21 protein-coding genes are annotated in these 26,837 nt (G+C 69.5%); 6 read left to right on the forward strand and 15 right to left on the reverse strand.

From position 1 onward, the window contains the following. Window positions 1-235 precede the first annotated feature (235 nt). Window positions 236-895, reverse strand: coding sequence for a DUF1707 domain-containing protein (locus ACIBBB_RS18880; RefSeq protein WP_398983309.1), 660 nt, complete (start codon window positions 893-895; stop codon window positions 236-238). Between the two features lie 348 nt (window positions 896-1,243). Here ACIBBB_RS18880 and ACIBBB_RS18885 point away from each other — a divergent pair, with 348 nt between their 5' ends. The 3 genes from ACIBBB_RS18885 to ACIBBB_RS18895 all read left to right on the forward strand — a co-directional run bounded on the left by ACIBBB_RS18885 (window position 1,244) and on the right by ACIBBB_RS18895 (window position 2,707). Beyond that, window positions 1,244-1,759: a hypothetical protein gene (locus ACIBBB_RS18885; RefSeq protein ID WP_398983311.1), complete on the forward strand. Its 516-nt coding sequence runs from the start codon at window positions 1,244-1,246 to the stop codon at window positions 1,757-1,759. Window positions 1,760-1,857: 98 nt separating this feature from the next. Beyond that, window positions 1,858-2,544 carry a DUF6338 family protein gene (locus tag ACIBBB_RS18890; protein ID WP_398983313.1) on the forward strand — a complete coding sequence of 229 codons (687 nt, stop codon included), beginning with the start codon at window positions 1,858-1,860 and terminating at the stop codon, window positions 2,542-2,544. Continuing rightward, window positions 2,516-2,707 carry a hypothetical protein gene (locus tag ACIBBB_RS18895; protein ID WP_398983315.1) on the forward strand — a complete coding sequence of 64 codons (192 nt, stop codon included), beginning with the start codon at window positions 2,516-2,518 and terminating at the stop codon, window positions 2,705-2,707. Before ACIBBB_RS18890 ends, ACIBBB_RS18895 begins: the two co-directional genes overlap by 29 nt. 25 nt (window positions 2,708-2,732) lie before the next feature. Here ACIBBB_RS18895 and ACIBBB_RS18900 read toward each other — a convergent pair whose 3' ends face one another. Next, complete coding sequence (locus ACIBBB_RS18900) at window positions 2,733-7,565, reverse strand: CHAT domain-containing protein (protein WP_398983317.1); 4,833 nt, start codon at window positions 7,563-7,565, stop codon at window positions 2,733-2,735. A gap of 901 nt (window positions 7,566-8,466) precedes the next feature. Between ACIBBB_RS18900 and ACIBBB_RS18905 the strand changes: the two genes are divergently transcribed. Continuing rightward, complete coding sequence (locus ACIBBB_RS18905; RefSeq protein WP_398983320.1) at window positions 8,467-9,360, forward strand: S1 family peptidase; 894 nt, start codon at window positions 8,467-8,469, stop codon at window positions 9,358-9,360. 533 nt (window positions 9,361-9,893) lie between these two features. Here the strand turns inward: ACIBBB_RS18905 and ACIBBB_RS18910 are convergent. From ACIBBB_RS18910 to ACIBBB_RS18920, 3 genes are all read right to left on the reverse strand, one after another. Beyond that, window positions 9,894-10,910 (reverse strand): aldo/keto reductase, encoded by a 1,017-nt coding sequence (locus tag ACIBBB_RS18910; RefSeq protein ID WP_398983323.1) that lies wholly within the window; start codon window positions 10,908-10,910, stop codon window positions 9,894-9,896. 61 nt (window positions 10,911-10,971) lie between these two features. Beyond that, window positions 10,972-11,811, reverse strand: coding sequence for an alpha/beta fold hydrolase (locus tag ACIBBB_RS18915; RefSeq protein WP_398983325.1), 840 nt, complete (start codon window positions 11,809-11,811; stop codon window positions 10,972-10,974). Between the two features lie 166 nt (window positions 11,812-11,977). Continuing rightward, entirely contained in the window at window positions 11,978-13,084 is a 1,107-nt protein-coding gene (locus ACIBBB_RS18920; protein ID WP_398983327.1) for an endonuclease/exonuclease/phosphatase family protein, read from the reverse strand. A 210-nt stretch (window positions 13,085-13,294) separates the two neighbouring features. Between ACIBBB_RS18920 and ACIBBB_RS18925 the strand changes: the two genes are divergently transcribed. Continuing rightward, a complete protein-coding gene (locus ACIBBB_RS18925; protein WP_398983329.1) occupies window positions 13,295-13,990 on the forward strand; it encodes a response regulator transcription factor in 696 nt (231 codons plus the stop codon). Window positions 13,991-14,000: 10 nt separating this feature from the next. Continuing rightward, window positions 14,001-15,122, forward strand: coding sequence for a sensor histidine kinase (locus ACIBBB_RS18930; RefSeq protein WP_398983331.1), 1,122 nt, complete (start codon window positions 14,001-14,003; stop codon window positions 15,120-15,122). A 28-nt stretch (window positions 15,123-15,150) separates the two neighbouring features. On the opposite strand, the gene ACIBBB_RS18935 is transcribed toward ACIBBB_RS18930, so the two are convergent. The 10 genes from ACIBBB_RS18935 to ACIBBB_RS18980 form a co-directional block, all read right to left on the reverse strand. Continuing rightward, window positions 15,151-16,152, reverse strand: a complete 1,002-nt coding sequence (locus tag ACIBBB_RS18935; protein ID WP_398983333.1) for a terpene synthase family protein — start codon at window positions 16,150-16,152, stop codon at window positions 15,151-15,153. Then, a complete protein-coding gene (locus ACIBBB_RS18940; protein WP_398983335.1) occupies window positions 16,149-17,507 on the reverse strand; it encodes a cytochrome P450 in 1,359 nt (452 codons plus the stop codon). Before ACIBBB_RS18940 ends, ACIBBB_RS18935 begins: the two co-directional genes overlap by 4 nt. A gap of 9 nt (window positions 17,508-17,516) precedes the next feature. Beyond that, the gene (locus tag ACIBBB_RS18945; RefSeq protein ID WP_398983337.1) at window positions 17,517-19,118 is read right to left on the reverse strand and encodes a prenyltransferase/squalene oxidase repeat-containing protein; all 1,602 of its coding nucleotides are present in this window, start codon (window positions 19,116-19,118) and stop codon (window positions 17,517-17,519) included. Between the two features lie 48 nt (window positions 19,119-19,166). After that, a complete protein-coding gene (locus ACIBBB_RS18950) occupies window positions 19,167-20,249 on the reverse strand; it encodes a polyprenyl synthetase family protein (RefSeq protein ID WP_398983339.1) in 1,083 nt (360 codons plus the stop codon). A 147-nt stretch (window positions 20,250-20,396) separates the two neighbouring features. Next, the gene (locus ACIBBB_RS18955) at window positions 20,397-21,704 is read right to left on the reverse strand and encodes a cytochrome P450 (protein ID WP_398983341.1); all 1,308 of its coding nucleotides are present in this window, start codon (window positions 21,702-21,704) and stop codon (window positions 20,397-20,399) included. Next, entirely contained in the window at window positions 21,701-22,282 is a 582-nt protein-coding gene (locus tag ACIBBB_RS18960) for a GTP-binding protein (RefSeq protein WP_398983342.1), read from the reverse strand. The genes ACIBBB_RS18955 and ACIBBB_RS18960 overlap by 4 nt, the downstream gene beginning before the upstream one ends. Before the next feature lie 10 nt (window positions 22,283-22,292). Next, on the reverse strand, window positions 22,293-22,670 hold the full coding sequence (locus ACIBBB_RS18965) for a DUF742 domain-containing protein (protein ID WP_398983343.1): 378 nt from the start codon (window positions 22,668-22,670) through the stop codon (window positions 22,293-22,295). Beyond that, window positions 22,667-23,086, reverse strand: a complete 420-nt coding sequence (locus ACIBBB_RS18970; protein WP_398983344.1) for a roadblock/LC7 domain-containing protein — start codon at window positions 23,084-23,086, stop codon at window positions 22,667-22,669. Before ACIBBB_RS18970 ends, ACIBBB_RS18965 begins: the two co-directional genes overlap by 4 nt. After that, window positions 23,083-24,477, reverse strand: a complete 1,395-nt coding sequence (locus tag ACIBBB_RS18975) for a sensor histidine kinase (protein WP_398983345.1) — start codon at window positions 24,475-24,477, stop codon at window positions 23,083-23,085. Before ACIBBB_RS18975 ends, ACIBBB_RS18970 begins: the two co-directional genes overlap by 4 nt. Before the next feature lie 653 nt (window positions 24,478-25,130). After that, window positions 25,131-26,717 carry an MFS transporter gene (locus ACIBBB_RS18980; RefSeq protein WP_398983346.1) on the reverse strand — a complete coding sequence of 529 codons (1,587 nt, stop codon included), beginning with the start codon at window positions 26,715-26,717 and terminating at the stop codon, window positions 25,131-25,133. Window positions 26,718-26,837 lie beyond the last annotated feature (120 nt).

The raw sequence follows: 26,837 nt of genomic DNA on the forward strand, positions 1-26,837 counted from the left end.
GTGTCCGGGCCTCCTGCTGACGGCCCACACCCCGAGTCCCCCCGCTCGATACCCCACGGCCCGGCGGAGAAATCTGCTATTTGTTCCTTTTGTTTGGTTTGACTTGCAGGGGTGACGGAGGGGCGCTCCCCTGCGACCAGGAGTGAGCGCGACGCCTCGGAAGCCGGACGGCTTGATCTTCCCCGCCAACGCCCGATCGGCCGGCGGGTGGAGAACGGCGGGTACGACTACGGAGTCAGGCACCCGCCGAAGAGGAGGCGGGTCTGCGCAGGAGCCACTGGCCGAAGGTTCGGCGCGGGGGGCGCACCACCACGGTGCCGTGGGCCTTCTGGCCCACCAGCTCCACCCGCAGAGTGAGCGGCGTATCGGGATTCCCCGGAGTCCGACGGTACTTGACCCTGCTGTGCACCAGGTGCAGACCACCGGTGTCGACCACGATGCCCGGCCTCGTGACCAGCGTCAGGGCCTTGCCCGTCATGGCCAGGTCGATGCGCAAGGTGTCGTGCGTGATCACGGCGTCGGTGAAGTCGAGCGTCACCTCGCAGTAGGTCAGCGCCAGCTCCATCGTCCGCGGCACCACCCAGCGCCCCGCGCGTTCGATCGGCCCGCTGTGGACCTGTTCGATCCGGACCACGTCCTTGACCTCTGCCGCGGCCATGCCGCCCGTAACCGGTACGGGCGGCAAGTCGGCGGTGAGCGGGGCCAGTTCGCTCAGGGTCCGCGCCGACAGGGCGGCTTCCAGGCGCTCGTCCAACTCGTCCGCGGTCAGCAGGCCGTCCCCCGCCGCGATACGCAGCACATCGACCACCCGCTCCCGGTCCGCATGCGACGCCCTCAGCTCGGGCGACGAGCCGGAGGTGGAGTGCTTCCCGGTGGGCGAGATCTCTCCCGACATGCTTCCGTCCTGGTCCTGTCGAACGTCTCCGCGCGACGCCGACAGCGCGCGACTGAAGGCCTAACGCTATATCGCGACATGGATCACGGCCAGGCCCAATCACCGTGCGGTCGGAACTCCTCCACGCGGACATCCGGACATCACGTTCGCAGCCAAGCCCCACGCCGATCGCGACTCCATCCACACCCCTGGCACCACCGCCAGCACACATGCCGCCATCAATGGCCCCCATTGGCGCCATCCATGTGCCATGATGGCACCAACGGGAGCGCGCCCCTCGACCTCGCAGCCGAGGAGTGCGCGTGACGCGAAGTGAGCGATCAAGTGAGCCATCGAAGGGGTCGGACCATGGAGACAGCACAGAGCCGGCAGCAGCCGGAGCGCGGCGCCTTCACCGCGTTCACCCGCTTCGTGCTGTGCGGCGGCGGGGTGGGGCTCGCCGCCGGCTTCGCCGTGGCGGCCCTCGCCTCCTGGATTCCCTGGGTCTTCGCCAACGCTCTGATCACCGTGGTCTCCACGCTCCTCGCCACCGAGCTGCACGCCCGCTTCACCTTCGGCGCGGGCGGGCGCGCGACCTGGCGACAGCATGTGCAGTCGGCCGGATCCGCGGCGGCCGCGTACGCGGTGACCTGTGTGGCGATGCTGGTCCTGCAGCAACTGGTGGCGGCTCCCGGTGCGTTGCTCCAGCAGGTCGTCTACCTGTCCGCCTCCGCACTCGCCGGTGTGGCGCGGTTCGGGGTGCTGCGTCTCGTCGTCTTCGCACGGAGCCGCTCGCAGGCCGCGGCCCCCGTCAGCCCCGTGCACGCGACTGTGGCCCACGCCTCGACCCCGGCCGATGCCGCGATGCTCTGCCACGCCGCCTGACCGTTCGGGGCGGAACTCCCGCGGAGCGCCTTCCCGTACGTCATCCTGATGCGGCAAGGACGCGGCCGGCACGCTGAGCACGGGGGTGCAGCACCACGATGGTTCCGGGAACCGTGCAGCAGTTGACCATCCTGCTGATCCTCGTGCTGCCCGGTGTCTTCTACCAGGCCGTACGGGAGCGGCTGCGCGGCACCCTCGCCAGTGAGCAGGAACCGCAGAACCGGCTCGTGCGCGCCATCGCCGCCGGTGCCCTGCTCGACGCCCTCTACGCGGTGGCCGCGGGGCCGTGGCTGGTGCGGCTGCTGGCCGGGGGCGGGGACGGCCCCGTCTCCGGGTTGCTGCGCGAGCCCCGCCGGGCGGGACTGGCCGCGCTGCTCCTGATCGTCGCCGTACCGTCCGCGCTGGCCTGGGCGGAGGCCGTGTGGCGGAGGCGGCACGCACGGGCGCGGTACGAGCCGATGCCGACCGCCTGGGACGCCCTCTTCCGTGACCGCGGGTCCTGCTTCATACGCGTGCGGCTCAAAAGCGGTCTGTGGGTGGGTGGTTGGCTCGGTTCCCGGTCGGCCGTGTCGGCGTATCCGCAGCAGGGAGACCTCTATCTGCAGGCTCAGTACCGCGTGGGGTCCGACGGCAGGTTCCTCGGAAAGGTGCCCGGTACCGGGGGTGTGTATGTGCGCGCGAGCGACGTGGATGTGCTGGAGGTGCTGCTGCCGCCGTCCGAGGGGGCAGCGGCAGCCGCGACGAGGGGAGTAGACGATGACGGAGGATCAAGAGAGGGGCAGTGACGCCGAACTGGCGGCCCTGGTCGAGGAGTTCGCCTCGCGCAGGACCTATCGGCCCACCGACGCCCTGGACGAGCCGGACGAGGTGCCGCAGGGACCTTCGGGCACGGCGATGGGCGATGCCGCGCCACCCGTGCATGGCGCCGCGGAGCCGGAGGCGTCCTGAGCGCGCGTCCGGGTGATGCACGGGCTCAGGGGCCCGTATGGATGTGCGCCGCCCACAGGTGCGGCGCCTGCGCGTAGCGGTCGCGCAGGGACCTGACCGGACGGTGCAGGGCCCCGGCCGGATCGATGGGGCGGCCCTGGGCGACGTCCTGCGCGAGCGAGGCGTAGAACTGTTCGGTGAGGCGCGTTGCCAGTTCGTCGGAGACGGTCCACAAGGTGCCGATCACATGCGGGTACCCGGCCAGCTGGAAGGACGACATCAGATGGACCGCCTCGTCGGGCAGCCTGACGCCGCCCTGCGACGTGGAGCAGGCGGACAGCATGGCGAGTTCCGGGCTGCCCAGGCGTTGGGTGGCGGCGTCGGACGCGGTGAGCCGTCCGTCGTGCAGGATCAGACCGCTCTGCGACGGGCTGAGCAACTCGCTGACGCCGTGGCAGCCGAAATGGACCCAGGAGTGGGCCTTGAGCGCCTGGACGACTGCTTCCACGGTGGCGTCGGTCCCGGCCAGCAGCCGTCCCGTGGGGAACAGTTCCGCGAGCACTTCGGCCTCCCGCGACACTCCGGGCAGCCGCACGGCCCCGGGCGTTTCGGGGAGGGCCACGACCAGTGGGGAGGGGTGGGCGGGAGCACCGGGGGCAAGCCCGTCACGCGCCCGCACCAGGGCGCGGACCGTTGGCGTGTACGAGGAGACGGCACGGTCGAGGACCCAGGTGCCGGATCCCGGCGCCCCACGTCCGGCCGCGTGCAGCGGCAGGAAGGACAGCCAGCCGGTGGGGCACCACCAGAGCCGGGGCCAGGGGTCCGCGTCGTGCGGTACGGCGTCCAGGCCGAGCCGGTCGAGCACCGGTGCGGCGACCGTGTCCCACAGCCAGCCCAGCGTCCCGGAAAGAGTGCGCATCGCGGCGACGGCGTTGTCCACGCCCCTCCCGCCGTACGCCTCGTCGATCGCGTTGACGAACCCCGAAGCCCGCGACAGGGCGGCGTCCGGGGTGAGGCCGGGGAGGGGGACCACGTCGATCCCGGCGTCGGCGGTGACGACGAGGGCGTCGCAACGGTATTCGCTGACGTTGACCACCACGACCGGGCCGTCGGCGGCGGCGGTGACCAACTCCGGTACGGAGGGCGGGCGCAGGAAGCCGTCGAGTCCGGGCAACTCCCGGATCTCATGGAGCAGTTGGGACCAGCGTAGGGACAGGGCGTGCCGGGCCTCGGCGATCACGCCCGCCTCACGGTCGTCGTGGGGCGGGACGGCGGGGCCGCCGGCTTCGGTGCGCAGCGAAGGTGAGGGCCGGGCCGGGGCGCTCAGCTGGTCGCGGATCCGTTCGAATTCGGCTGCCATGGCGGGGGCGAGGTCACGCAGCTGCGACACATCGGCCCGATTCTCCAGGCCCTGGGCGAGCAGCACTCCTCTTCCCTGTTCGAGCAGGGCGAGGGCGCGGCCCGCCGCGCCCTCGTTGAGCGCCAGCGCCGCGGCGTCGCTCGCCAGGCCCGCGCTGACGCCCAGCCGCGCCTCCTGATCGGCGCGGGCGAGGCTGCGCGGGGCGATGGTGGCCAGCAGGCCGACGGCGTACGCGTACCCGTCCAGGGCGTCGCCGTTGAGACCCACCATCGCCGACGCCTTCCCCCAGATCCGCGCGGCCACGATCCGGTTCGTGCCGTGGGCGACCGGATCGTGCGCGCAGCCGCGGGCGATGCGGGCCACCTCCCCGAGGTCGACGCGTTCGCCCAGCGCGGCACGGTCCATCTGCACCTGGGCCAGGATCACCTGGCCCCGGCTGTGCTCCGGATGGCCTTCGGGCATGCTCGCGAGGGCGTCCCGGGTGACCGTGAGCGCCCGGTGCAGCGCCTGCCGGGCCGTGGTACCTGTGGCCTCCCTCTCCATGTGCGCGACGATCACGCAGGCCACCGCCAGGTTCAGCAGGGCTGCCACATGAGTGGGGTGCTGCTCGCCGAGCGTGGCCACCACCTCTTCGAGGACCCGCCGGGCTTCACCGGCGGCGTGCGGGTCCTGGTCCAACCGGGCGCGGGTGGTCAGCAGGAGACCCAGGTTCATGGCGGCCCACTCGGTGGCCAGCCGGTCTCCGTGCTCCATGGCCATCGCCTCGTGCAGGAGCGCGGCGGCCTCGTCGGCGGCGGACGTGTCTCCGACGGTCTCGCACCAGGAGCGCAGCGCTTCGGCGAGGTTGTTCAGGTGCATGGAACGCTCCATGGCCGTCGGGGGGCTCTCCCGCACCGCGCGGCGCAGCACCGCCACACCTTCGGCCAGCCAGACGCGGTTGCCGGTGACCATCGAGCGGTTCATGAGGGCGCCGCCCAGGTTCGTGAGCGCCATGCCGAGGCGCGCTCTGGGCACTGCGGTCACGGCCTCGCGCAACGTGGCGATGGCGGTGTCCATGAGGGTCTCGTCGCGACTGTCGGCGGCCCGGGACCACTCGGCATGGCCCAGGTTCGCGAGGATGAGGCCCCGCAGGTCGAACGCGGGCTGATCGGCGGCCAGGGCGGCGCGGTACCGCTCCATGGCCTCATCACTCTGCTGTACGTCGCGAGTGTGGCGGTAGTGCTCCGCCAGGCTGTTCGCGAGGTTGAGCAGCGCCACCGCCGTCGGGCGTCCGTCCGACAGGGCGAGCGCCTCCCGGTGGCATCGGACGGACTCCACCAGCGGCGCGGGGTCGCCGGTGGAACGGGCGAGGGTGCGCAGCGTGTCGCCGAGAAAGCTGAGGCAGTCGATCCGGCCGGGTGTGTCGTCGCCGGCGGTGGCCACGGCTTCACGCAGGACCTCGACGCCCTCCCGCAGCAGGTCGGGGTCCGAGCCGAACTCGCCGAGAGCCAGCAGGGAATCCCCCAGGGCGCCGAGCCGGTTCACGCGGTGGTGGTCCCCCGCCGAGGTCATGGCGACGGCTTCCCGATGGCTGGCCACCGCATCGGCGAAGAACTCGACACGGCCGGTACGCACGCCGAGTTTCGCCAGGACGGTGCCGAGGTTCGACCGGCACGTGGCGCCATCGACAACGCGGGACTCCGGGAGGTGCGCGATCACCTGGCGCAGGAGGCGTACGGCTTCTTGGTACAGGTCGAGCGCTTCCTCGAACAGTTCGACGCTGCCCACGGCGTCGGCCCGGTCCATGAGGACTCTGGCGTACTCGGAGTCGCAGTCCAGGCGCGACGGGTCGTCGGGCGCGAGCAGGTCGATCGCCCGGAGCATCTCCTGGACGCCCCGCTGCCAGACATCGTCGTGCGCACCGGCACGTCCGGCCAGCGCCACCCCGAGCTGGAAACGCGCGGTGGCCTCGAAGTCGCCGCTGGGCGGCGGCAGAACAAGGCACTTGTGGAAGCAGTCGACGGCCTCGTCCGCCTCGGCGCCGGCACCTCTGCCCGAGGCCATCAGACAGCGCCCGAGCTCCAGCAGTACCCGGGCGCGCACCGCGCTGCGGGCCGGCACCTCTTCGGCGAGGCCGCGAAGCAGCGTGGTCGCCTCGTGAAGTTCCCCGGGACCGCCGGGATTGGATGTACGCCGCAGAACGGCACGCTTCCGCAGCAATTCGGCGAGCCTGGTGCCGTGGTTCACCCGTCGGCGGAGGTCGTCGGCGAGTGCGGAGTTCATCTCCATTCCCCGGCGGGCGTGGACGACGGCCTCGTCCAGGTCGGCGATGCTGCCCGTCGCCATGTGCCGCGAGCCCAGCACACTGGCGTGGACGAAGTGCGCCTGGGCGAGCACCGGATGCCCTGGTGGTGCGCCCTCCAGGGCGTCGCGGGCGGTCGTGCAGGCGTCGTCGAGGGCACCTGCGTGGCCGGTACGCCCCGCGCGCCCGGTGAGCGACAGGGCGAGGTTGGTGAGGTACATGGTGCGCTCGACAGGGTTGGGGGCCGTCTCGGCCGCCGTACGGCAGGCGGCGATGCCCTCCTCGTACTTCTCGGCATCGGCGCCACTCTCCATGGCCCGCACGATCAGGGCCACGCCCAGGTCGGAGAGGGTGGAAGCGCGCTGAGGAACAACAATGTCCGGCTCCGAAAGGACCGCGCGCAGCAAGGTGATGCCCTCGGAAAGCAGCGCGGGCTCCCCCAGGTCCTTGGCGGCGGTGCACAACGCCGAACCGAGGGCGGCGGTGTGCTGCCCACGCATCGGGTTGTTCCAGGTGCACAGGTCCATCGCCCGGCGCAGTTCGGCGACCGCTTCCCGCATCGCCTCGGTGTTGGCACTCGCCTCGGACCAGTGCCGGAGGGTGTACCCCAAGTTGCCGCGCCTGCGGGCCTGTTCGTCCCGAACGCCGGGTGCGCAGACCACGGAGGCACGGCCGATGTCGACGGCTTCGGAGATCACGTGGCGACCCGCGCCCTCCTGGAACCTGTAGAGGAGAACGATTCCGAGGTCCGACAGGCAGATGCCCTGCTCGACGCTGCCCTCCCCGAAACCGGCGACGGCGTGCCGCAGCAGGGCCTCGGCCATGGGCAGGGCCCCGGAGTGGCGGCTCCGCCGGAACATCAGCGCCACCCCGACGCCCGCGTCGTACGCGAGACCAGGCTCCGTCGCGGCGCCGTCGGGTCCGCCGGACAGCGTGGCGAACAGCGGGCGCAGCCCGTCCGGCACGAGTCCGGGGTCGTGGTCATGGATCCCTTCGAACCAGAGCACCGCGGCACCGAGCGCCTCCCGGTCGGCCTCGCCCGCCGCGAGATAGCGGCACCAGTCGAGGTAACCGAGGGCCAGGACCCCCAGGCCCCACATGCCCCCGTCGGACAGGTCGAGGCCACCGCTCACCTCGGCGGCCGCCTCCACGGCCTCTGCCCCGAGGAACCACTCCAGCGCACCGGGCTCGGCTTCCGCGCGCTCGGCCTGCTGAAGGATGCGGTGCGCGGCGTTCACCGTCCGCGCCGTCGCTCCCCCTCGGCCCCCTCGACCCGTACTGTCCGTACTGTCCGTACTGTCCGCCTGCGACTCCACACACGCTCCCCCCGTGGGACGAATGCCATCAGCAGGATCAACTTACCGATTTCATCGATGACTTGAGCGGGGTCACCGACAGCCGGGGCCGCAACGATGACGAACGGGGTTCGCGCACAGCGGCGGAACCGGAGCTTTTCCGGGCCGTCCCGGAGCAGGTTCAGCAGGAGATCGCCGCGCCCCGATTCTCCTCCGGCACGCCCGCGTTCGTCGTAGAGACGTTCCAGCAGCACACCCGACGAACCCCACGCAAGAGCGCGCCTCCGGACGTATTCGGGCCTCGAAGTGACGGTGTTAGGGAGGCGGAGTCAGAGATTCGGCCATCTCGAACGCACGGTTAATCCACAAGAAATTGCGCACATACCGCAGATGCGGAAGCCGTACCACCCAACCCAGACACCCCACCAGGCTCAGTACACAGCAGCCGTACCGGGTGCCCGACCGAGCGGCGGACGCCGTGTGTTCGCGATGTGACCCGTCGCAACCTTTCGCAAAGAGACTGCAAACAGGCTCAAACCCGCCGCTCCTCACGGGAGTTCTCCTGCGGAGCACACAAGTCCGGCGACCCTCGCACCTTTTGCAGCAAAGCCGGGGCACCGGGCGCGCGCCCCGGCTCGGGGCCGGGAGCGGCCCCGCCGGCGCTCAGAGCGAATCTCCGCCCGCGGTCCGGAAGTCGGCCTTGTATCCGGAGCCGTGGCCGTCAACGATTCCAACCGCGCAGCTTGACAGGTCCACGCCCAGCTACCGCCGGTCCCGGACCTGCACGCACCGACTGCCCGCCCACCCGGTGGGCTGTCCATCCCCCATGCCTACGGAGGATCTCGTGATCTTCAAGCGTTTCTCCCCCCTCAGCGGCACGTCGAGACGGGCGCGGCTCCTCGCCGTGACGTCCGGTCTCGTGACCGCCGTCGCGCTCGCGGCCCCCTCGGCCGTCGCCGCCCCGGCCCCCGAGGTCAAGGCGACCGCCTCGCAGCTCGCCGACGCCAGGTCCGCCGTGCTCGACGCGGACGTGGCCGGCACCGCCTGGTACACCGAGGCGAGCACCGGCAAGATCGTCGTGACCATCGACAGCACCGTGTCGGAGGCCGAACTGGCCGAGGTCAAGGGCGCGTTGGCGGGCTCCAAGGCGGACCTGACGGTCAAGCGCACCACCGGCAAGTTCACCCCGCTGATCGCCGGCGGAGAGGCCATCACCACCAGCGGCAGCCGCTGTTCGCTCGGCTTCAACGTGTCGGTCGGCGGTGTGGCCCACGCGCTGACCGCCGGTCACTGCACCAACATCGGCAGCAGCTGGTCCATCGGCACGCGCACCGGTACCAGCTTCCCGACCAACGACTACGGCATCATCCGCCACTCCAACCCCGCGGCGGCCGACGGCCGGGTCTACCTGTACAACGGCTCGTACCAGGACATCACGTCGGCGGGCAACGCTTTCGTGGGCCAGTCCGTGCGCCGCAGCGGCAGCACCACCGGGCTGCGTGCCGGTACGGTCACCGGCCTCAACGCCACGGTCAACTACGGTGCCAGCGGCATCGTGTACGGCATGATCCAGACCAACGTCTGCGCCGAGCCCGGCGACAGCGGCGGCTCGCTCTTCGCCGGCAGCACGGCGCTGGGCCTCACCTCCGGCGGCAGTGGCAACTGCCGGACCGGCGGCACCACGTTCTACCAGCCCGTGACGGAGGCCCTGAGCGTCTACGGCGCCACGGTCCTCTAGGCCGTGTCTGACACATAGCGCCGTCCGCCCGCAGGGCGGGGCGCGCGGCGTCCGGTGCGTGCGATCGCAGGGCGGAGGATCATTCTCGTACTGGACGTACGTGGATGAGTCCGACAACGCGGCGAGCGTGCGTGCCGGGCGTCGCGCGCCAGGCGGGATTTGTCAGAAACGGCCCAGCAGCACCTCTCACCGGCGCTTCGGGGGTGACGGCCGGCTGAGCCCCCGAAGCGCCGCGCGGTGACGCACCACCGGCGGACCGCGCCCTCTTGTGCGGTCCGCCGTCGTCCTCCCTCTCGCCCGGCCGGCCGTCGGCGATTCGGTGGACCTCGGGGGACGTCGCGAAGGCGTGGGCCACCGGGAGGAGCCACGCCGTTTCGTCCGCCGGGGGAAACCCCTGCGGCACGCCGTGCCCGAGCACCGGCGAGGGTAGTCCGGGGGCGGTGGCGTTCCGTTCGTCCGACCCAGCCCGTGGGCATACGGCCGGACGGGTCAACGCTCCGGGGAGATGGCTCCGCCCTCGTGGGCCGGGTGCTTCAACGTTCGCTGTCCAACATCGCCGACTGCGCCTCGTTGTAGCGCGCCCCCGCTGCCGCGTCCGGCGGCACCGCCTCCTCGATCGCCGCCAGAGTCCGTGCGTCAAGGGTGACGTCGAGCGCGCCCAGTGACTCGCTCAGGCGGGCGCGGGTACGGGAGCCGATCAGCGGCACGATGTCCTCGCCCCGCGACAGGACCCAGGCGATGGCCAGCTGAGCCACCGAGACGCTCTTCGCGTCGGCCAGTGAGCGCAGCCTCTCGACCAGGTCGAGGTTGTGCCGCAGGTTGTCGCCCTGGAAACGGGGCGACAAGGAGCGGAAGTCGCCCGCGTCGAGCTTCCTGTCAGCGGTGAAGTGCCCGCTGATCAGCCCGCGCGAGAGAACGCCGTACGCGGTGACGCCGATGCCCAGTTCGCGCAGGGTCGGCAGGATCCGCTCCTCGATGCCCCGCGAGATGAGCGAGTACTCGATCTGCAAGTCGGCGATGGGCGCGGTGGCGGCGGCGCGGCGGATCGTCTCGGCACCGACCTCCGACAGACCGACGTGGCGGACGTGCCCCGCCTCGATCAGCTCGGCGATGGCGCCCACGGTCTCCTCGATCGGCACCTCGGAATCAAGCCGCCCCAGGCGGTAGATGTCGATGTGGTCCACGCCCAGGCGCTGGAGGGAGTACGCAGCGAAGGTCTTGACCGCCGCGGGCCTGCCGTCGTACCCCAGCCCGCGCCCGTCCGGGTCGCGCAGCGCCCCGAACTTCACGCTGACCACGGCGTGTTCGCGGGAACCGGCCGAAGCGGTACGCAGGGCCTCCCCCACCAGCAGTTCGTTATGGCCCATGGCGTAGTAGTCGCCGGTGTCCAGAAGGGTGATGCCCGCGTCGAGTGCCGCGTGGATGGTGGCGATCGACTCCGTACGGTCGGCCTTCCCGTACAGCGCGGACATGCCCATGCAGCCGAGACCGAGCGCGGACACGCGCGGGCCGGTGGTGCCGAGGGAACGGGTGGGAATGGGGGTACTCATCGCGGGACTCCTTGCGTGGGCTGCCATGCCTTTGCGCTGATTCGCTGGTGTGGTCAGCTCCTCAGACGGACCGGCGGTGCCGCTCCCACCAGTCGGCGACGAGTTCCGCGTACTCGGCAGGTTTCTCTTCCCAGCAGAAGTGGCCCGCGTCAAGATAATCCACTTGGCTGTGAGGAAGACGCTCGTGGAGGTATTCGGCGTTCGCTGCCGGCACCACCTGGTCGTGATCGCCCTGGACGACGCGCACAGGCGTCTGGATCCCGGAAAGCAGATCACCCAGGATCGGGAGCTGCTCGGGATAGGCGCGGGCGTATCGCATGGATTCGACGAATCCGTCGCCGGCGTACGAGGTCCGGTAGTCGTCACGGATATTGTCCGGCGGCCGGTATCCCTCGATGGTCGAGAGCGCGATGTCCACGATGTCCCGGCCGTCCATTTGCCGGTAAGGCTCCAGGTCGGCGGCCTCGACCCAGTCTTTGAGGACTCCTGTGAGATTGAGTGGCACGGCCGCTCCACCGCTGCCCACGACAAGACTGCTGAACCGGCCCGGCCGCGAGGAAGCGGCGAACAGCGACGAGGAGGTGCCGATGTCCGGCCCTACGAGGTGCGGCTGCTCCAATTCGAAAGTGTCAGCGATGCGGACAATGAAATCGCCCATTGCCCGCGGAGACAGCAGAGCTTCGCTGCGTTCGGACCGGCCGAATCCCGGCGGATCGATCGCCAGAAGGTGAGTGTCCCGACCGAGCCGGGCCCAGACCTGGTCGAAGGCATACACACTCTCCGGCCATGGACTGAGCAGAATGGCGTCTTGGCTCCCCGTCCCGCTCTCCGCGAAACGGATGGTCAAAGCATCGACGGTCGTGGTCCGGGGGCGGATGAGGCTCTGCTCACTCTTGGCCATAACGACCTTCCCTCGGTTGTCGCGGCGCAATTTCTGAGTCGTCTCCGGCGACAATACCCACACCACCGCGCCCGCCGCCGTCCGGACGACTCCGACGACGACTCCCCGGAGAACCGACCCACTCAACCGGCCCCGGAACACCCCGCGATTTCAGGTCCTCCGGTGTTCACCAGCTGATTCCGGCCGCCACCGGCAGGTGGTCGCTGCCGGTGGCCGGCAGGACCCAGGAGCCCCGCGGCTCCACGCCGCGGACCAGTATGTGGTCGATCCGTGCCACCGGGAACGTCGTCGGCCAGCTGAGGCCGAAGCCGTCCCCGGCCGTGTCCTGGGCCGATTGCAGCTGGGAGGTGATGCCGTCGAACGCGCGGTCGTCCATCGTGCCGTTCAGATCGCCGAGCAGCACCACCCGCTCATTGCGCTCAGCGGCGATCGCCTGGCCGAGCGCCTGCGCGCCGGCGTCCCGCCGGCCCGTCGAAAGTCCCGCCCTGGGATTCACCCGTACGGAACCCAGGTGGGCCACGTACACCGCCAGCGGCCCCTGGTCCGTGGCCACCGTGGTCCGCAGCCCCCGGTTGTATTCCATCTTCACGTCGGCCGGCTTGGTGGCCGCCAGCGGCCCTTGGTCCATCTTGACGTCGACCGGCCGGGTGTCCGACAGCGGCAGCTTGCTCCACAGCCCGACCGTGCCCCGCACCGTGTGGTGCGGGTACGTCTTCGCCAGCTCCTTCTCGTACGCGTCCCGGGCCCCCGGGCTGATCTCCTCCAGTGCCAGCACGTCCGCCCCGGAGGCGGCCAGGTCTCGCGCGGTGCCGGCCGGGTCGGGGTTGTCCGCGCCGACGTTGTGGCTGGCCACGGTGAGGTCACCGCCCGGTCGGGACTTGTCGCCGAGCAGCCCGCCGAAGAGGTTCAGCCACACCGTGACCGGCAGCAGCAGCGCGACCACCGCGGATGCGGAGCGGCGCAGCAGCGCCCCCGCCAGCAGCACCGGGACGAACAGGCCGAACCACGGCAGGAAGGTCTCCACCAGGCTGCCGACGTTCCCGATCCGGTTCGGGATCTTCTCGTGCAGCAGCATGAGCAGGCCGAGCAGCAGCGCCGACGCCGCGAGCACGAGGCCGCGCTTCCAGGGCTCCGGCCGGGAGCCGGCCCGGATCGTCCGGCGGACGCCCGCGCGCCGGATCCCGGCGCCGGGATCCGGGCGGTCGGCGCCGCCCTGTCCGGTCTCCGCCGTGTCCACCCGCACCGTCGTCTGTCCTCGCCCACCGCCGGTCACTGCTGCGTCCTCGGGGCCTGGGTGGGGGGTTGGCATACGGAGGAGGGCCGCGGTGATCGCTGCTTCGACGACTGTCGGGCCGACAACAGGGAGCCGTCGTGCTGATGGTGCGGTTCGGGTCATGCTGATACTCAAGGCAGCCTGGTGTTGTCAGCACGTATGGGGATTTCAATACGCGGACGATATGTGCCGCCTCGTAGCATCAACAGAATGCGTGTGCTGATCGTCGAGGACGAGCCCTATATGGCAGAAGCCATCCGCGACGGCCTGCGCCTGGAAGCGATCGCGGCCGACATCGCGGGTGACGGTGACACCGCACTGGAACTGCTGGGCGTCAACGCCTACGACATCGCCGTCCTCGACCGCGACATCCCCGGACCCTCCGGTGACGAGATCGCCAAACGCATCGTCGCCTCCGGCAGCGGCATGCCGATCCTCATGCTCACCGCGGCCGACCGCCTCGACGACAAGGCCTCCGGGTTCGAACTCGGCGCCGACGACTACCTCACGAAACCTTTCGAACTCCTGGAACTCGTGCTCAGGCTCAGAGCACTTGACCGCAGGCGCGCGCACAACAGGGCGCCTGTGCGCGAGATCGCCGGTCTGCGGCTGGATCCGTTCCGCAGAGAGGTCTACCGGGACGGCCGCTATGTCGCGCTGACCAGGAAGCAGTTCGCGGTGCTCGAAGTGCTCGTCGCCGCCGAAGGCGGTGTCGTCAGCGCCGAAGAGTTGCTGGAGCGGGCGTGGGACGAGAACGCGGACCCGTTCACCAACGCCGTACGCATCACGGTCTCGGCGCTGCGCAAGCGTCTCGGCGAACCCTGGATCATCGCCACCGTGCCGGGCGTCGGCTACCGCATCGACACACAACCAGAGGCCGCACATGACGGAGCAGACCGTGGATAGAGCACCTGGTGTGAGCGTTCGCCTCAAACTCACCCTCAGCTACGCCGGATTCCTCATGCTCACCGGCGCCCTGCTGCTCGCGGCGGTGTGGGTGTTCCTCCTGCGTTACGTCCCCGAGCGTGCGCTCATCGTCCCCAACAGCACCGACACTTATGATGTTTTTCCCGTGCGGTCCAACCTCCTGCACGTGTTCGCCCCGAGGGCGGCCGCGGTGTTGGCTTTCCTGCTGGTGTTCGCCTTCGTGGGAGGGTGGATCCTCGCCGGCCGGATGCTCGCCCCGCTGACCCGCATCACCGACGCCACCCGCCTGGCCACGAACGGATCTCTCTCCCACCGGATCCGGCTGCCGGGCCGCAAGGACGAGTTCCGTGAACTCGCCGACACCTTCGACGCGATGCTCACCCAACTCGAAGCGCACGTCGCCGAACAGCGGAGATTCGCGGCCAACGCCTCTCACGAGTTGCGCACTCCGCTGGCGATCTCGAAGACGCTTCTCCACGTGGCCCGCACCGATCCCAACCACGACACCGGCGAACTCATCGACCGCCTCCACGCCGTCAACACCCGGGCGATCGATCTCACCGAGGCACTGCTCCTGCTCAGCCGCGCCGAACAGCGGTCCTTCGCGCGGGAACACGTCGACCTGTCCCTCATGGCGGAAGAAGCCACCGAAACACTCCTCCCCCTCGCGGAGAAGCGCGGCATCACCATCGAGACTGGCGGCGACATCACCCCGACGACCGGATCGCAAGCGCTCCTGCTGCAACTGACCACGAACCTCGTACACAACGCGATCGTCCACAACTTGCCTGACCAGGGCACCGTGTGGGTCAGTACCAGCCTCCGCCCCAGGACCGTGGTGCTCACTGTCGAGAACACCGGCGAGAGGCTCACCCCACAGCTGGCCTCGACACTCACCGACCCGTTCCAGCGCGGCGCCGAACGCGTACACACCACCGAGGCCCACGCGGGCGCCGGCCTCGGCCTGGCCATCGTCAAAACCATCACCCACGCACATGACGGCACACTCACCCTCACCCCGCGCTCCGCCGGCGGGATCCGCATCACCGTGGAACTACCCGCGACAACCGCGCACAGCGTCCCGCGCCCTGCTACGTGTCCGTCGGGATAACCAGTGGTGCTACGGTCTGTCGTTTGGATCAGGCCGGGCTCGCGGGGTCTGATCCAAACGACAGACCCTGGATCTGGTAGCGGGAGTGATGGATGTGCCAGACATAGGAGGATGCGATGGACTTGAGGGCTTGCGCGTGATCGGAGAGTGGGCCTTCGCCGGCGGACAGTTCGGCGATTCGGGCGGCGGCCACCGCGGCCCGCCGTTCGCACATACGGGAGGCCAGCCGGAACGCTTCTTCGAGGTCGCAGTCGTGCTGTCGCATCAGCAGTGAGAGCAGGTTGAGCGTCCCCGGCCCGTCGTGGGCTGTTTCCTTCGCGTACGAGGCGAGGTCGTTGATCCAGCCGGCGAGGTCCGCGACAGCCGTCTGTAGTTCCCGGACCGGCTCCAACGACCTCTCGGGCTCCGTCAGTTCGTACCCGAGAACGACCTCCGCCGTCGCGATGACGGTCCGCACGAAGACCGTGTGCCCACGCATCGCGCGATAGTCGGGCATGGTGACGTGATCGGGCCTGTTGAAGTGGTGCGCCTCCCAGAGGATGCCGAAGAGGTTGTCCCGCAGGTGTGCGGTGAGCCGCAGGTACTGAAGGGGCGTGGCCCGTTCCCTGAATCGGGCCAGGAGGTCACCCAGCGCGGCCGCAAAGGCGCTTGGACCGCCCGGTGGCTCGTCGTGGCCCGCGATGAGGTGGACACAGTCACTGATGGTGCGGGCCAGCCGAGCCGGGTCGCGGGCCCCCGTGGCCTCGCCGTGGGCGTCGTCGAACGCGGTGAGCCACAGGAAGAGGTCGGCGCAGAGGAAGAGGTCGTCCCGCTCGGCCGCCGGGAAGGTACGGGCCACCCCCTGGCCGGTGATCTGGGACAGGGCGCTCAGAGCGCGCTCCGAGCCGACGAGCGGGAACGTCCGCAGCCACCGCGTGGCGTGCCGCTCGATGTCGTCGGCGTACGTGCTGGCCGGGAAGGGGCCGGGGAAGGAGTCCCGCAGGTCGGGCATCGGCAGGGCACGCGGGTTCGTGCGGGTCGCGTCGTTCATCGGGCCTTCCCCGCGGTGGTGTGGTGTCTGAGTTCGGGCACCATCCGAAGGGACGAGGGGTGTGTGGTGATCGCTCCGACCGGGCGTACGGTGCCGGGTGTCGGCCGCAGCCGCCAGCGGTTCGCGACCAGCGCGGTGATGATGGTCGCCTCGGTCCAGGCGAACGCGTCCCCCATGCACATGCGTTTGCCGGAACCGAAGGGGATGAAGGCGCCCTTCGGTGGCTGGGGGCGCTCGGGGAGCCAGCGGTCGGGGTCGAAGCGCAGCGGATCGGGGTAGATGCCGGGATCGCGGTGCAGTGCGTAGGCGCTCCAGATCACGTCCGTGCCGGCGGGCAGGGTGAACTCGCCGAGTGTCACGTCCGAGATGGCCTGTCGGGTCACGAGCCACGCGGGGCTGTACAGCCGCAGGGTTTCGCTGACGAGCCTGCGGGTGTGGACGAGGCGGGGAACGCGCTCGGCGGTGAGCGGACCTTCGGCGAGCACGGAGTCGACTTCCTCGTGGAGTCGGCGCTCCATGTCCGGGTTGCGGCCAAGTTCGTGGAAGAGCCAGGCGAGGACGACCGCGGTGGTCTCGGAGCCCGCTGCGAGCAGTCCGGTGACCTCTGAGAGGATCTCGTCGTCGGGCAGCGTCGCGCCGGTTTCGTCCTGTGCGGTCAGGAGCAGCGACACGATGTCGTCGTACGCGTCTGGGTGTGCCCGGTGTTCCGCGATGATGTCGGTGACCGCGGTCCGCAGCGCGGTGCCTGCGGCTTCGGCCTTCCGGTTGCGCCGGGTGGGCAGTCGTTCCAGGGCGGATATGGGCAACAGGGCCCGCTGGAGGGCGGTCTTGAAGACGGTGTCGACGCTGTTGAGGATCTTGTGGGCGGGATCCCGCCGGGGCGTCGCGGAGAACAGGGCCGACATGACGACGCCCTGCGTCATGAGCTGCATCTCGGTCTTCAGGTCAAGTGGGGTTCCGCCGTCCCAGGCCGCGATGTACGGCTGCACCGTTTCCCGCATCGTGTTGACGTAGCCGGCGATCTGCTCGCGGTGGAAGGCCGGCTGCATCAGGCGGCGCCGGCGCAGGTGCGGCTTGCCCTCCGCGACAGGCAGGGCGTCCTTGCCGAAGAGTTTGAGCTTTTCGAAGAGCAGCCCTTTGGTGAATTCGTCGGCCTGGCTGGTGAGCATCTGGTGGATCAGTTCGGCCGAGTTGACCACCGTCATCGTCTTCGGGCCGACGGTGATGCGGACGATGGGGCCGTGCGCGCGCAGGCTCTGGACGAAAGCGAGGCGATCCTTGATCAGAGGTACGGCGTGCCCGATGAGCGGGAGCTTCCCGGGCGCGATCGGTGGAATGTTCATGCTGGTCGTCACGGGTCTGCCCTACCTTTCCGCGTCTGTGGGTGTGGTCGTCTCCCGCCCGTGCGGGCTGTCACGTGTCCGCAACAGCTCCCGCACGGCGAGGACTTCCGCTTCGATCATGGCGCCGGGGGCGTAGAGGGTCTTGTCGTGCCAGAGTGCGGGGTGGTGGCCGGTGCTCGTCCCGCCGTTCAGGTACGCCTCCGCGCGGCGCAGGGCGCGGGCGTGCTGTGGCTGGTGCTCGGCGGCGGACAGCAGGATCTGTGCGGCGTACGCGGTCTCTTCCGCGGTACCGCCCCACACCCCCCAGGAGCCGTCGTCACGCTGAGTTTCGACGGTCCAGGCCACGGCGGTCTCGACGGCCGCGGCCGCGTGGTCCGCGCCGTGCTGCGTGAGCGCGGACACACACCGTGCGGTGGCGTAGTAGGGGGAAGCGTGCCATTTGTCGGGCCACGTTCCTTCGGGCCGCTGCCGGCCGATGAGCCAGTCGCGCAGCTTGTTCGTCCGGGGACCGTAGATCTGCTGTGTCCCGGGGTGGCGGCGCTGGTAGCCGCCGAGCGCTTGGAGGGCGTGGGCGTTCGCGGTGATGGACCCGGTGTCCTCGCCGATGTAGCAGTCGTAGTGGCTGCCGTTGTGGAACAGGTCGAGCGGTTCAGGGCTGTGGTCCAGGCCGACCAGTGAGGACACCAGCACGGCCATGGCGGTGTCGTCGGCGTCCGTCATGAGCCCGGGTGCGCCGCGTACTCCCCGGGGATCGTAGATGTCGGCGGCCCACTTGCGGACGGTGGGCAGAGTGGCCGCCGGCAGGTTCGCGCGAGCCAGTGCGGCGGCGACCCACAGGCGCTCGAAGACGAGGATCGGGGCCGCCTCGGGGAAGCTACCCGCGTAGCGCTGTGCCACGGATTCGAGGGCGGTGACGGTTCCCGCCGCGGGTGACGCCGAGGCTGTCGCGGCTCGGGCGGCGGTTGCGGCCGGCGAACTGCCCAGCAGGTCCGGCCTGTCGGGTATGAGCGCCCGCGGTATGTACCCGGCTATACCTTCGAACGTGTGGTGCAGTTTGACCGGGAGGCTGCCCGCCGAGGCGTACCGCTTCCCCGCGTACTCGGGCACGGCTTGGTCATAACCTCGGGGCAGTTCGAGTCCGGGCCCGGGACGCCATCCGTCGAGGGCCGGTGTCCTGTCGTCGGCGATGAGGGTGATCTGCTCGTTGATCTTCGCGACCAGGCTGGGGACGAGGATTTCGGCCGCCGCGGTGTCGGGCCATGGTCCTGCCGGGGGCAGCGCGTGCAACGCCGCGAGGCCCCTGTCCACTGCCGTGGCGAGCCGCCGGGTGGTCTCCATCGACGTGGCGCCTCGCCGGAGGACCGCCAGTGCGGCTTCCACGGCGCTGAGCGTCGGGAGCAGGCGGTAGCGCTGCGGGCCTTCACCCCAACTGCCGTCGGAAGCCTGCTCGTTCAGCAGATGCTCGATCCGGCGCGGTTCCCCCGGCAGCCAGGGGGCCGCCGAGATGACCCGGGCGGTCTCGTACAAGGAGGGGCGGACGCTGCCCCACCTGTCCTGGTCGACCCTCGCCACCAGGTGTGCTGCCTGCTGGGAGTACGTCGCGTTCACGACCGTGTCGCTCATGGGCTGTTTCCACCTCACGGTTGCGGTGACGGCATAGGGGCGGGGCGGTCATGTCTGCCGGTCCGTGGCGGCCAGCGCGATCCGGCGCAGCTGGGCGGAGGCCGCTTCCGGGAAGGGCGCCTCGTCCAGTGCGGCGAGGGCCGCGTCCCGGCGCTCGGTGATCATCTCTTCCACGGTCCCCCGGGCGCCGGTGGACTCCAGGATGGTTCGCACCTCGGCGGCCTGGTCCTCGTCGAGGTCGCTCCGGCCGACGAGGCCCCGCAAGGTCTTGCGCTCTGTGGGAGAGGCTCGTTGGACAGCGAGGGCCATCAGTACGGTGGCCTTGCCCTCGCGCAGATCGTCCAGTATCGGCTTGCCGGTCTCGGCGGGATCGCCGAACACACCGAGCAGGTCGTCCCGCAGCTGAAACGCTTCTCCTAGTGGGATACCGAACGCGGTGCAGGCATCCAGCACGGGCTGGGCGGCTCCGGCCACCGCCGCCCCGATATGAAGAGGGCGTTCAACGGTGTATTTCGCTGTCTTGTACCGGATGACGTGCAGTGCCGTTTCGATGTCGCCGGTCAGCCGCCCGGTGGTCTGAAGGTCCAGGAGCTGGCCGTACATGACTTCGCTGCGCATGTCGGCCACCAGGGGCACCACTTGGGCGAGCCTGCTCGGGTCGAGGCCCGCCGTGTGGAGGAGTTCGTCGGACCACACGAGTGCCAGGTCGCCGAGGAGGACGGCCGCGCCGAGGCCGTGTGCCTCGGCACGGCCGTGGGGACCGCCGCTGTCGGTGTACGCGGCGGCCAGCGCCCGGTGTGCGGACGGCCGGCCGCGGCGGACATCGCTGTTGTCCATCACGTCGTCGTGCACCAGGGCGAACACTTGGAAGAGTTCAAGGCTCGCGGCCGCGCGTAGGGCGGCCGTCATCTCGCCGTCCCCTCTGGCGGCCGCCCATCCGTAGACGCACAGCACGGATCGCAGCCGTTTCCCGCTGGTGAGGAACGTGCGCAGGGTGGTGGTCAGGTAGAGCAGCTCGGTTCCTGGCGCGGCCTCGTCCTTGGCGTCGAGGAATCCGGTCAGAGCCGCACCCACCTTGTGCCGTACGGACGAGAAGCTCGGCGGACTGGTGCCGGGACGGGTGTTGGTCATGGTGGTTGATCCCCTTTCGGTCGAGAACCGTCTTGGCGGTTCCGTTCGGGCAGAGGACAGGGCCAGGACACTGCTTGTCCCAGGGGTGTCACGGTGGTGCGGGTCCTTCGCCGACGGCACCACCGCGACACGGCATGGGAGGACTGGCTAGGAAGATGTCACCGACGCGCGGTCGCCTGCCGTCGAGGGCGACCCGGTGTCCTTGTTCGGACCGGAAGAACCGCGACTCCAGGGGGTGACGCCTTTGGCGTCGGGGGTCAGCGGAGTGAACTTGGCGGGAAGCGACGTGAGCGTCCGGTGGATGGGCCCGTCGCGATAGGTCAACTGATCCGGGGCGACGGCCAGTTCGATGTCCGGCAGATAGCTGGCGAGCCTTTCGATCGCGGCGGTGGCGATCAGCAGAGCGAGATCACGAGCCGGGCAGGCGTGCGGCCCGGCGGCGAACGCCAGGTGCGCCTTGGTGCCCGAGCGGTAGCCGTCGGCCGGTATCCCCGCGTGAGGGCAGGTGTTCGCGGCGGCGTACGAAACCATGACCGGGGAGCCGGCGGGGATGTGCGTGCCGTGGAAAGTGACGTCCTTCCTGGGGAAGTGGAAGCTGTAGTTGGCCAGCGGCGAGTCGTGCCACAGCGCGTCGTCGATGGCGTGCCGGACAGGCAGACTTCCGGTGGTGAGCGTGCCGAAGTATCTGTCGTCGCTCAGCATCCGGACGCACGTGTTCGCTATGAGGTTGGCTGTCGTCTCGTTCCCCGCGCCGAAGACGATGATGACCTGGTTCATCACCTCTTCCTGGTTCAGCCCGTTGGGGTGGTCGATGAACCAGGAGGTCAGGTCGTGGCCGCGCTGTTCGACCTTGGTCTGATAGAGGGTCCCCAGGTAGGCGCCGAAGGCCTGGGCGCCGGCCGCCTTCTGCTCCGGATCGGTGTCCACCATGGCGGCGAGAGCCCCCACCAACGGGGGCCCGTGTTCGTCCTCCATACCGAACAGGGCGTTGAAGACCATCAACGGCAGCTGCTGTGCGTACTGGCTGACGAGGTCGACCTTGCCGGTGTCCGCGAAGTTCTGGAGGAGCCTGTCGGCGTAACGGAATGTCAGGACTCGGACGTCGTTGGGATCGAGGAGAGCGAAGCTGTCGGTGATCACCTTGCGCAGGTGCGCGTGCTCGTCACCGTCGGCGAAGAAGAGACTGGGCCGCCACTCCACCAGGGGTCTGATCGGACTGTTCTCCGGAACCTGGGACAGCCAACTGCGGGTGTCCTTGGTCCAGGTGGCCGTGTCCTGAAGAAGTTCGAGCGCCGCCTGGTAATCGGTGACCAGATGGACGACGAGACCGGTGTCGATCTCCGCGACGCCGACCGGCCCCTGGCGGCGCAGCAGTTCATAGCTGCGCTGAGGATCGGCCGCGTGCTCGGGCCCGTGCAGGGGCACGGCTGTGGCGGCTGTTGGTGTGATACTCACGAGGCTCCGACTCCGGCCGAGGATATGGAATGGGCGGTCAGTGCGATGAGTGCGCTGAGAGTGCTGTCCATCTCGCGGGCATCACAGGTGACGAGTGGGGTGGCTGGGGCGAGGTCGAGCTTCTTGCGCACGATCTCCAGGTCGTAGTCGGGCGAGTCAGGGAAGGTATTGACTGCCACGGCGTACGGCAAACCGCGCTCCTCGATGAGATCCATCACCTCGAAGGATTCGTCCAGGCGTCGGGTGTCGACCAGGACGAGTGCGCCGAGCGCCCCGAAGGCGATGCCCTCCCACAGAGGAAGGAAGCGGCGCTGCCCCGGAGTTCCGTACAGATACAGGACAACTCGGCCGCCCGGGAGGGTCAGTCGACCGAAGTCGATGGCGACCGTGGTGGTCGTCTTGTCCCGCAGGCCGACAAAACTGAGATCGTCGGCGCCGGCCGCCGCGTCCGTCATGACTTCGTCGGTGTGCAGCGTGGGGATCTGTGAAAGCGTCTTGATCGCGGTCGTCTTGCCGACGCCGAGAGGACCCGCGACAAGGATCTTGGCTCTCTGGTGGTCCCCCTCGGGGAGGTACACGGGGCGCGGGCTAGGCGACACGGAGTGACTGGAGTCCACTCAGCACCTCTTCCATGAGTTGCATCGACGGCCGACCGGCGCGCGAGGGGGCGAGGGCATCCGGTACCGGCACGCTGGCCTTTAACAGGCCGTCACTGACAAGTTGTTCGGCGAGCATCAGGCCGACACTGGCCGGCAGTCCGAGATAGGCGGCGATCTCGACTGCCGTGAGGGAACCGTCCGTCACCAGCTCGACGACGCGGCGGTGCACCGGCGTGTGGTAGGCGGCGAGCGGAAGGCCGCTGGCGCGCAGGGCCGTGAGCGTATCGAGGGTGGTGGGCAGCGGGGCACCGCCGGCTCCGGTCGCCAGATACGCCGGAAGCAGGCGCCGCTGATGACCGCGGCTCATGACGCGCTGTCATGGCTGCGGGCGGAGACGGACATGTGCTGCTCCCCGAGCTTCTTCGCCTGGCGCGCCATCATGTGGACGACCACGCCCATATGCATCGAATCGTCACCCGCGGCCGCGATCAGAGTATTGGCACCGGCCGGCATGACCATGTAGGTGCCCTCGGCGATCTTCACGGTGACGGTCTCGATGGGGGTGTCCGCCGGGGCCCCCAGCGCCGGGATGACGGCGGCGCGAGAGGCGGCGTGCAGGGCGGAGGTCATCGCGGCCACACCGTCCGCGTCGTCGGCCGAAAGGTTCTCGGACCGGGCCTGGACCATCCCGTCGAGGGTCATGAGCAGGGCGTGGTGGACGCCTGGGATCTCGGTGATGGGGTCCAGGTACCAGGTCTCGTTCTCGCCGTTGGGTATGGTCACTGTGTTTCCTCCGAATCAGAACCGGTTCGGCCGCCTTCGAGGCCGTCCTGGAATTCACTCCAGGCCTTGCGAGACCGCTCCGGGTCCGGGGCACGGTACGAGGGAACGGTGAGCCCGCCGGGGGATGCCGCGGGCCCGCGGCGGCGACGCTGTGGCAGGCCGTCCGCACTGTCCGGTGCGGAGGCACGCGACTTCTCCTTATCCGCGGCGGTTTCGGTCACCGCGGGGGGCCGCCGCTCCGCCTTCGGCGCCACGGTCGGCTGGGGAGCCATCGCGGACGGCGGCTCGGCCTCCTCGTCGATCGAGGCCAGAAGGTTCGGGGGAATGGTCACCACAGCGCGCACCCCGCCATAGGGAGACGGATTGTCGATGGAGACATGAAAGCCGTAGTCGGCGACGAGCCGGCCGATGGCGACGAAACCCTGGGACGGCGGGTCGCCCAGCTCGGTGAGCATGACATCTTGGCTGTCGGCCGACACCAGCCGTACACCCCGCGCGGACGCTTCCGCGGTCATGCCCTTGCCGGCGTCGTCAACCGTGATGCTGACGTTGCCGTTTCCGGTCTGGATCAGGCTGACATCCACCGCGAGGTCGTCACGGGAGTGCTCCAGCGCGTTGGCCATCAGCTCCGCGCAGGCCACGGCGACGGGCTCGGCAGCACGTCCGACGATCCCGACGTTGGTCGCTATTCGCGAGTTGATCTTTATCCGGTCGAAGCCACGCAGTCGGGAAGAGGCACCCGTGACGATCTCGGCGACGTAGGTGTCCTTGCGGACGTGCCCCGGCCACGCCCCGCACACGATGGCGGTCCGCTGGATGAGGCGCAGATTCTGCTCGTTGAGATGGTCGGCGGCGAGCATTCGGTGCGTCAGCTGCCGTGACCCGGTGAACTCCCTCTGCAAGGCGTCGAGTTCCGACTGCAACCGGTACGACAACGCCTGCGAGTCCTGGCTCGCGCCGCGCAGGGCCGCCCTGGCGGCGGCGTCGACGCGACGACGCTCGGTGAGGACGATCTCCGAAACCTTGGTGAGTACGGAGTCGAGGAGTTCCGCGTCGTCGGGCCCCGCCGTCTTCTCGTGGAGCAGCCCGGGGACTGGGTGGTGAGAGCTGATCAGATTGAGCTTGAGGGCCGGGATCCGGGCGGAGACGAGATGACTCACCTCGGCGCGGAACCGCTCTTCGCGGGCCTCCACGTCGTCCGCACGGGATTCGGCGGAGCGCGTGCGGGACTCGGCGGAGCGCTCGCGCGCCTCGGCGCTCTTCAGGGCTGCGTCCATTTCTCTGCACCGTCGCACCTGTTTGCGACGTGAGAGCGCCAGCAGCAGTGCGACGACAGCCATGACGACCGTCACGGCGCCGAGCACAACGGCGGGTTCTGAGGGAGAGGTCACGGAGAAAGGGTCCTAGGGGTTCGAGGGGGGAATGGGCGGGGGGAGCGACGCTGTCGGCGCTCCCCGTCCGTGGGTGGTTACGTCGGACAGTGCTGCGGGCTTGGCGTGCCAAGGCGCCGACGATTCGGGAAAGTTCGGAGAAGCGGAATCGCGTGACTGCCCGGACGAGGAGGGATGCAAGCCTGCCTACCCTTGGCGGCTCCACGCGAGACCATGCGAGGGAGAACATCCATCGGGTACACAGCAAACCTCCCCTTTCCGCGCGTCACAGATACCGGCCTTCGACGCAATGCCCGGACCGGTCGTGATTGCCCAGGTTCATCATTGAGACTCCACGGCGGACAGCGGGTGACACAGTTGCCTCCGCCATCAAGTGCAGCCGTACCTCGGTGAGGGATCACGCCAAAGCGTCGCCAGCTTAAGGGAGTTGACCTCCAACTTTCAGCGCGAGTGGCCAGGCCGTAATGATCATGGGGGAAGAAACTGGGCCAGGTGGGGAGCAACCGCCGACCACGAGCCGATCGGGTCCCAGATCTCGGACAGTGTCCCGTCGTCCGGCCACCTGTGGGCCTACCCGTTGTCGCTGCCGGAAGGTGCCGCCTCTCGCGATGCTCTCGCTGTCTCACGCGAGGGGTGGGACAGAACTCGCTCGCTCAGGGGCCGGGGGTGGCTTCCGGTGTTGCCCCTTCGTCTGCCGCGAGAGCTCGGGGGGACCCTCTATTGACCATGACGGCGCCGATGACCGCGGCGGCGAGGAGGATGATCGCCGCCCAGGTGATGGCGACGGTGAAGCCGTGGACCGTGCCCGTGTTCACGATGCGTGTCCGCTCCTCGGGCGTCAGCGGACCCTTTCGCGCCGCCTCCGCGAGATGGCTGGTCAGGTACGTGGCCGTGGCGGTGGTGGCGATTGTGTTCAGCAGGGACGTACCGATGGAGCCGCCCACCTGCTGTGCGGTGTTGACCGACGCGGAGGTGACTCCCGAGTCCCGTGGGGCGACTCCCATGGTGGCTGTCGAGACGACGGGCAGGAAGGTCAGTCCGAGCCCGAAGCCCAGCAGGATCGTGCCGGGCAGAATGTGCCCCGCGTAGCTGGAGTGCGTGTCGAGGAAGGTCAGCGAGTACATTCCCCCGGCGCTCAGCAGGAGCCCGGGGACCAGCAGGAACCGCGGCGGTACGAGGGGGAGCAGCCGGGCGGAGATCTGGGTCGAGCCGATGATGATCCCGGCGGACAGCGGCAGGAAGGCGAGGCCGGCGGAGAGCGGCGAGTACCCGAGGATGTTCTGCAGGAAGAACGTCAGGAACAGGAACGCGCCGAACAGGCCGATCGTCGTCAGCGCCATCACGATGACCGAGCCGCCACGGTTGCGCTCCCCGATGATGTGCAGTGGCAGCAGCGGATCGGAGGCCTTCGTCTGCCACCAGGTGAACGAGACGAGCAGCGCGACGCCGGCACCCAGCACCGTGAGGACCTCCGCGGAGGTCCACCCTTCCGACTCCGCCCGGCTGAACCCGTACACGATCGCGACAAGGCCCCCGCTGCCCAGAACGACCCCCGGGATGTCGAGGTGCGCGCCCTTCGCTCCCGCGCGGTCCTTGAGCAGCGTGAGCGCGCCGACGACCGCGAGAAGGGCGATGAAAACGTTCACGTACAGGCACCAGCGCCAGCTGAGCCATTCGGTGAGGATGCCGCCCAGCAGGAGTCCGATGGCGGAGCCGCCGCCCGCGATGGCGCTGAAGACGCCGAAGGCCTGGGCGCGTTCCTTGCCCGACGGGAAGGTCGTGGTGAGCAGGGAGAGCGCGGAGGGCGCCAGGAGGGCGGCGAAGACGCCTTGCAGCGCGCGGGAGAGATAGAGCATCTCCTGCCCCAAGGACGCGCCACCGAGCGCGGAGGCACCGGCGAAACCGATGAGGCCGATGATGAACGTCCGCTTACGGCCGACCAGGTCGGCGACCCGGCCGCCGAGCAGCAGCAGTCCGCCGAAGGCGAGGGTGTACGCGGTGATCACCCACTGGCGGTTTCCGTTGCTGATCCCCAGGTCCCGCTGCGCGGAGGGAAGCGCGATGTTCACGATCGTCGCGTCGAGCACCACCATGAGCTGTGCGGTCGCGATGACGGCCAGGGCCCACCAGCGATGGGGATCGGGTTCGTCCACCGTGGGGCCGGGCCCGTCGGTCCGCGAGTCGCCCGGTCTCCCGCTTCCTGTTCCGCCCGGCGGGTCGGGAATCGACGGATCACTCATCGCTGGCTTCCTTCGCAGTGGACCTCTGCTGCGCGCGTCAGCAGCTCACTATTCAGGACAGAACATCATAAACAAGACTTCTTTACGCGGGGAAACCCGACGGGAGAGCGACGGGTTCCC

Origin of the sequence: Streptomyces sp. NPDC051217 (assembly GCF_044455465.1) — a bacterium.
Classification (GTDB): Bacteria; Actinomycetota; Actinomycetes; order Streptomycetales; family Streptomycetaceae; genus Streptomyces.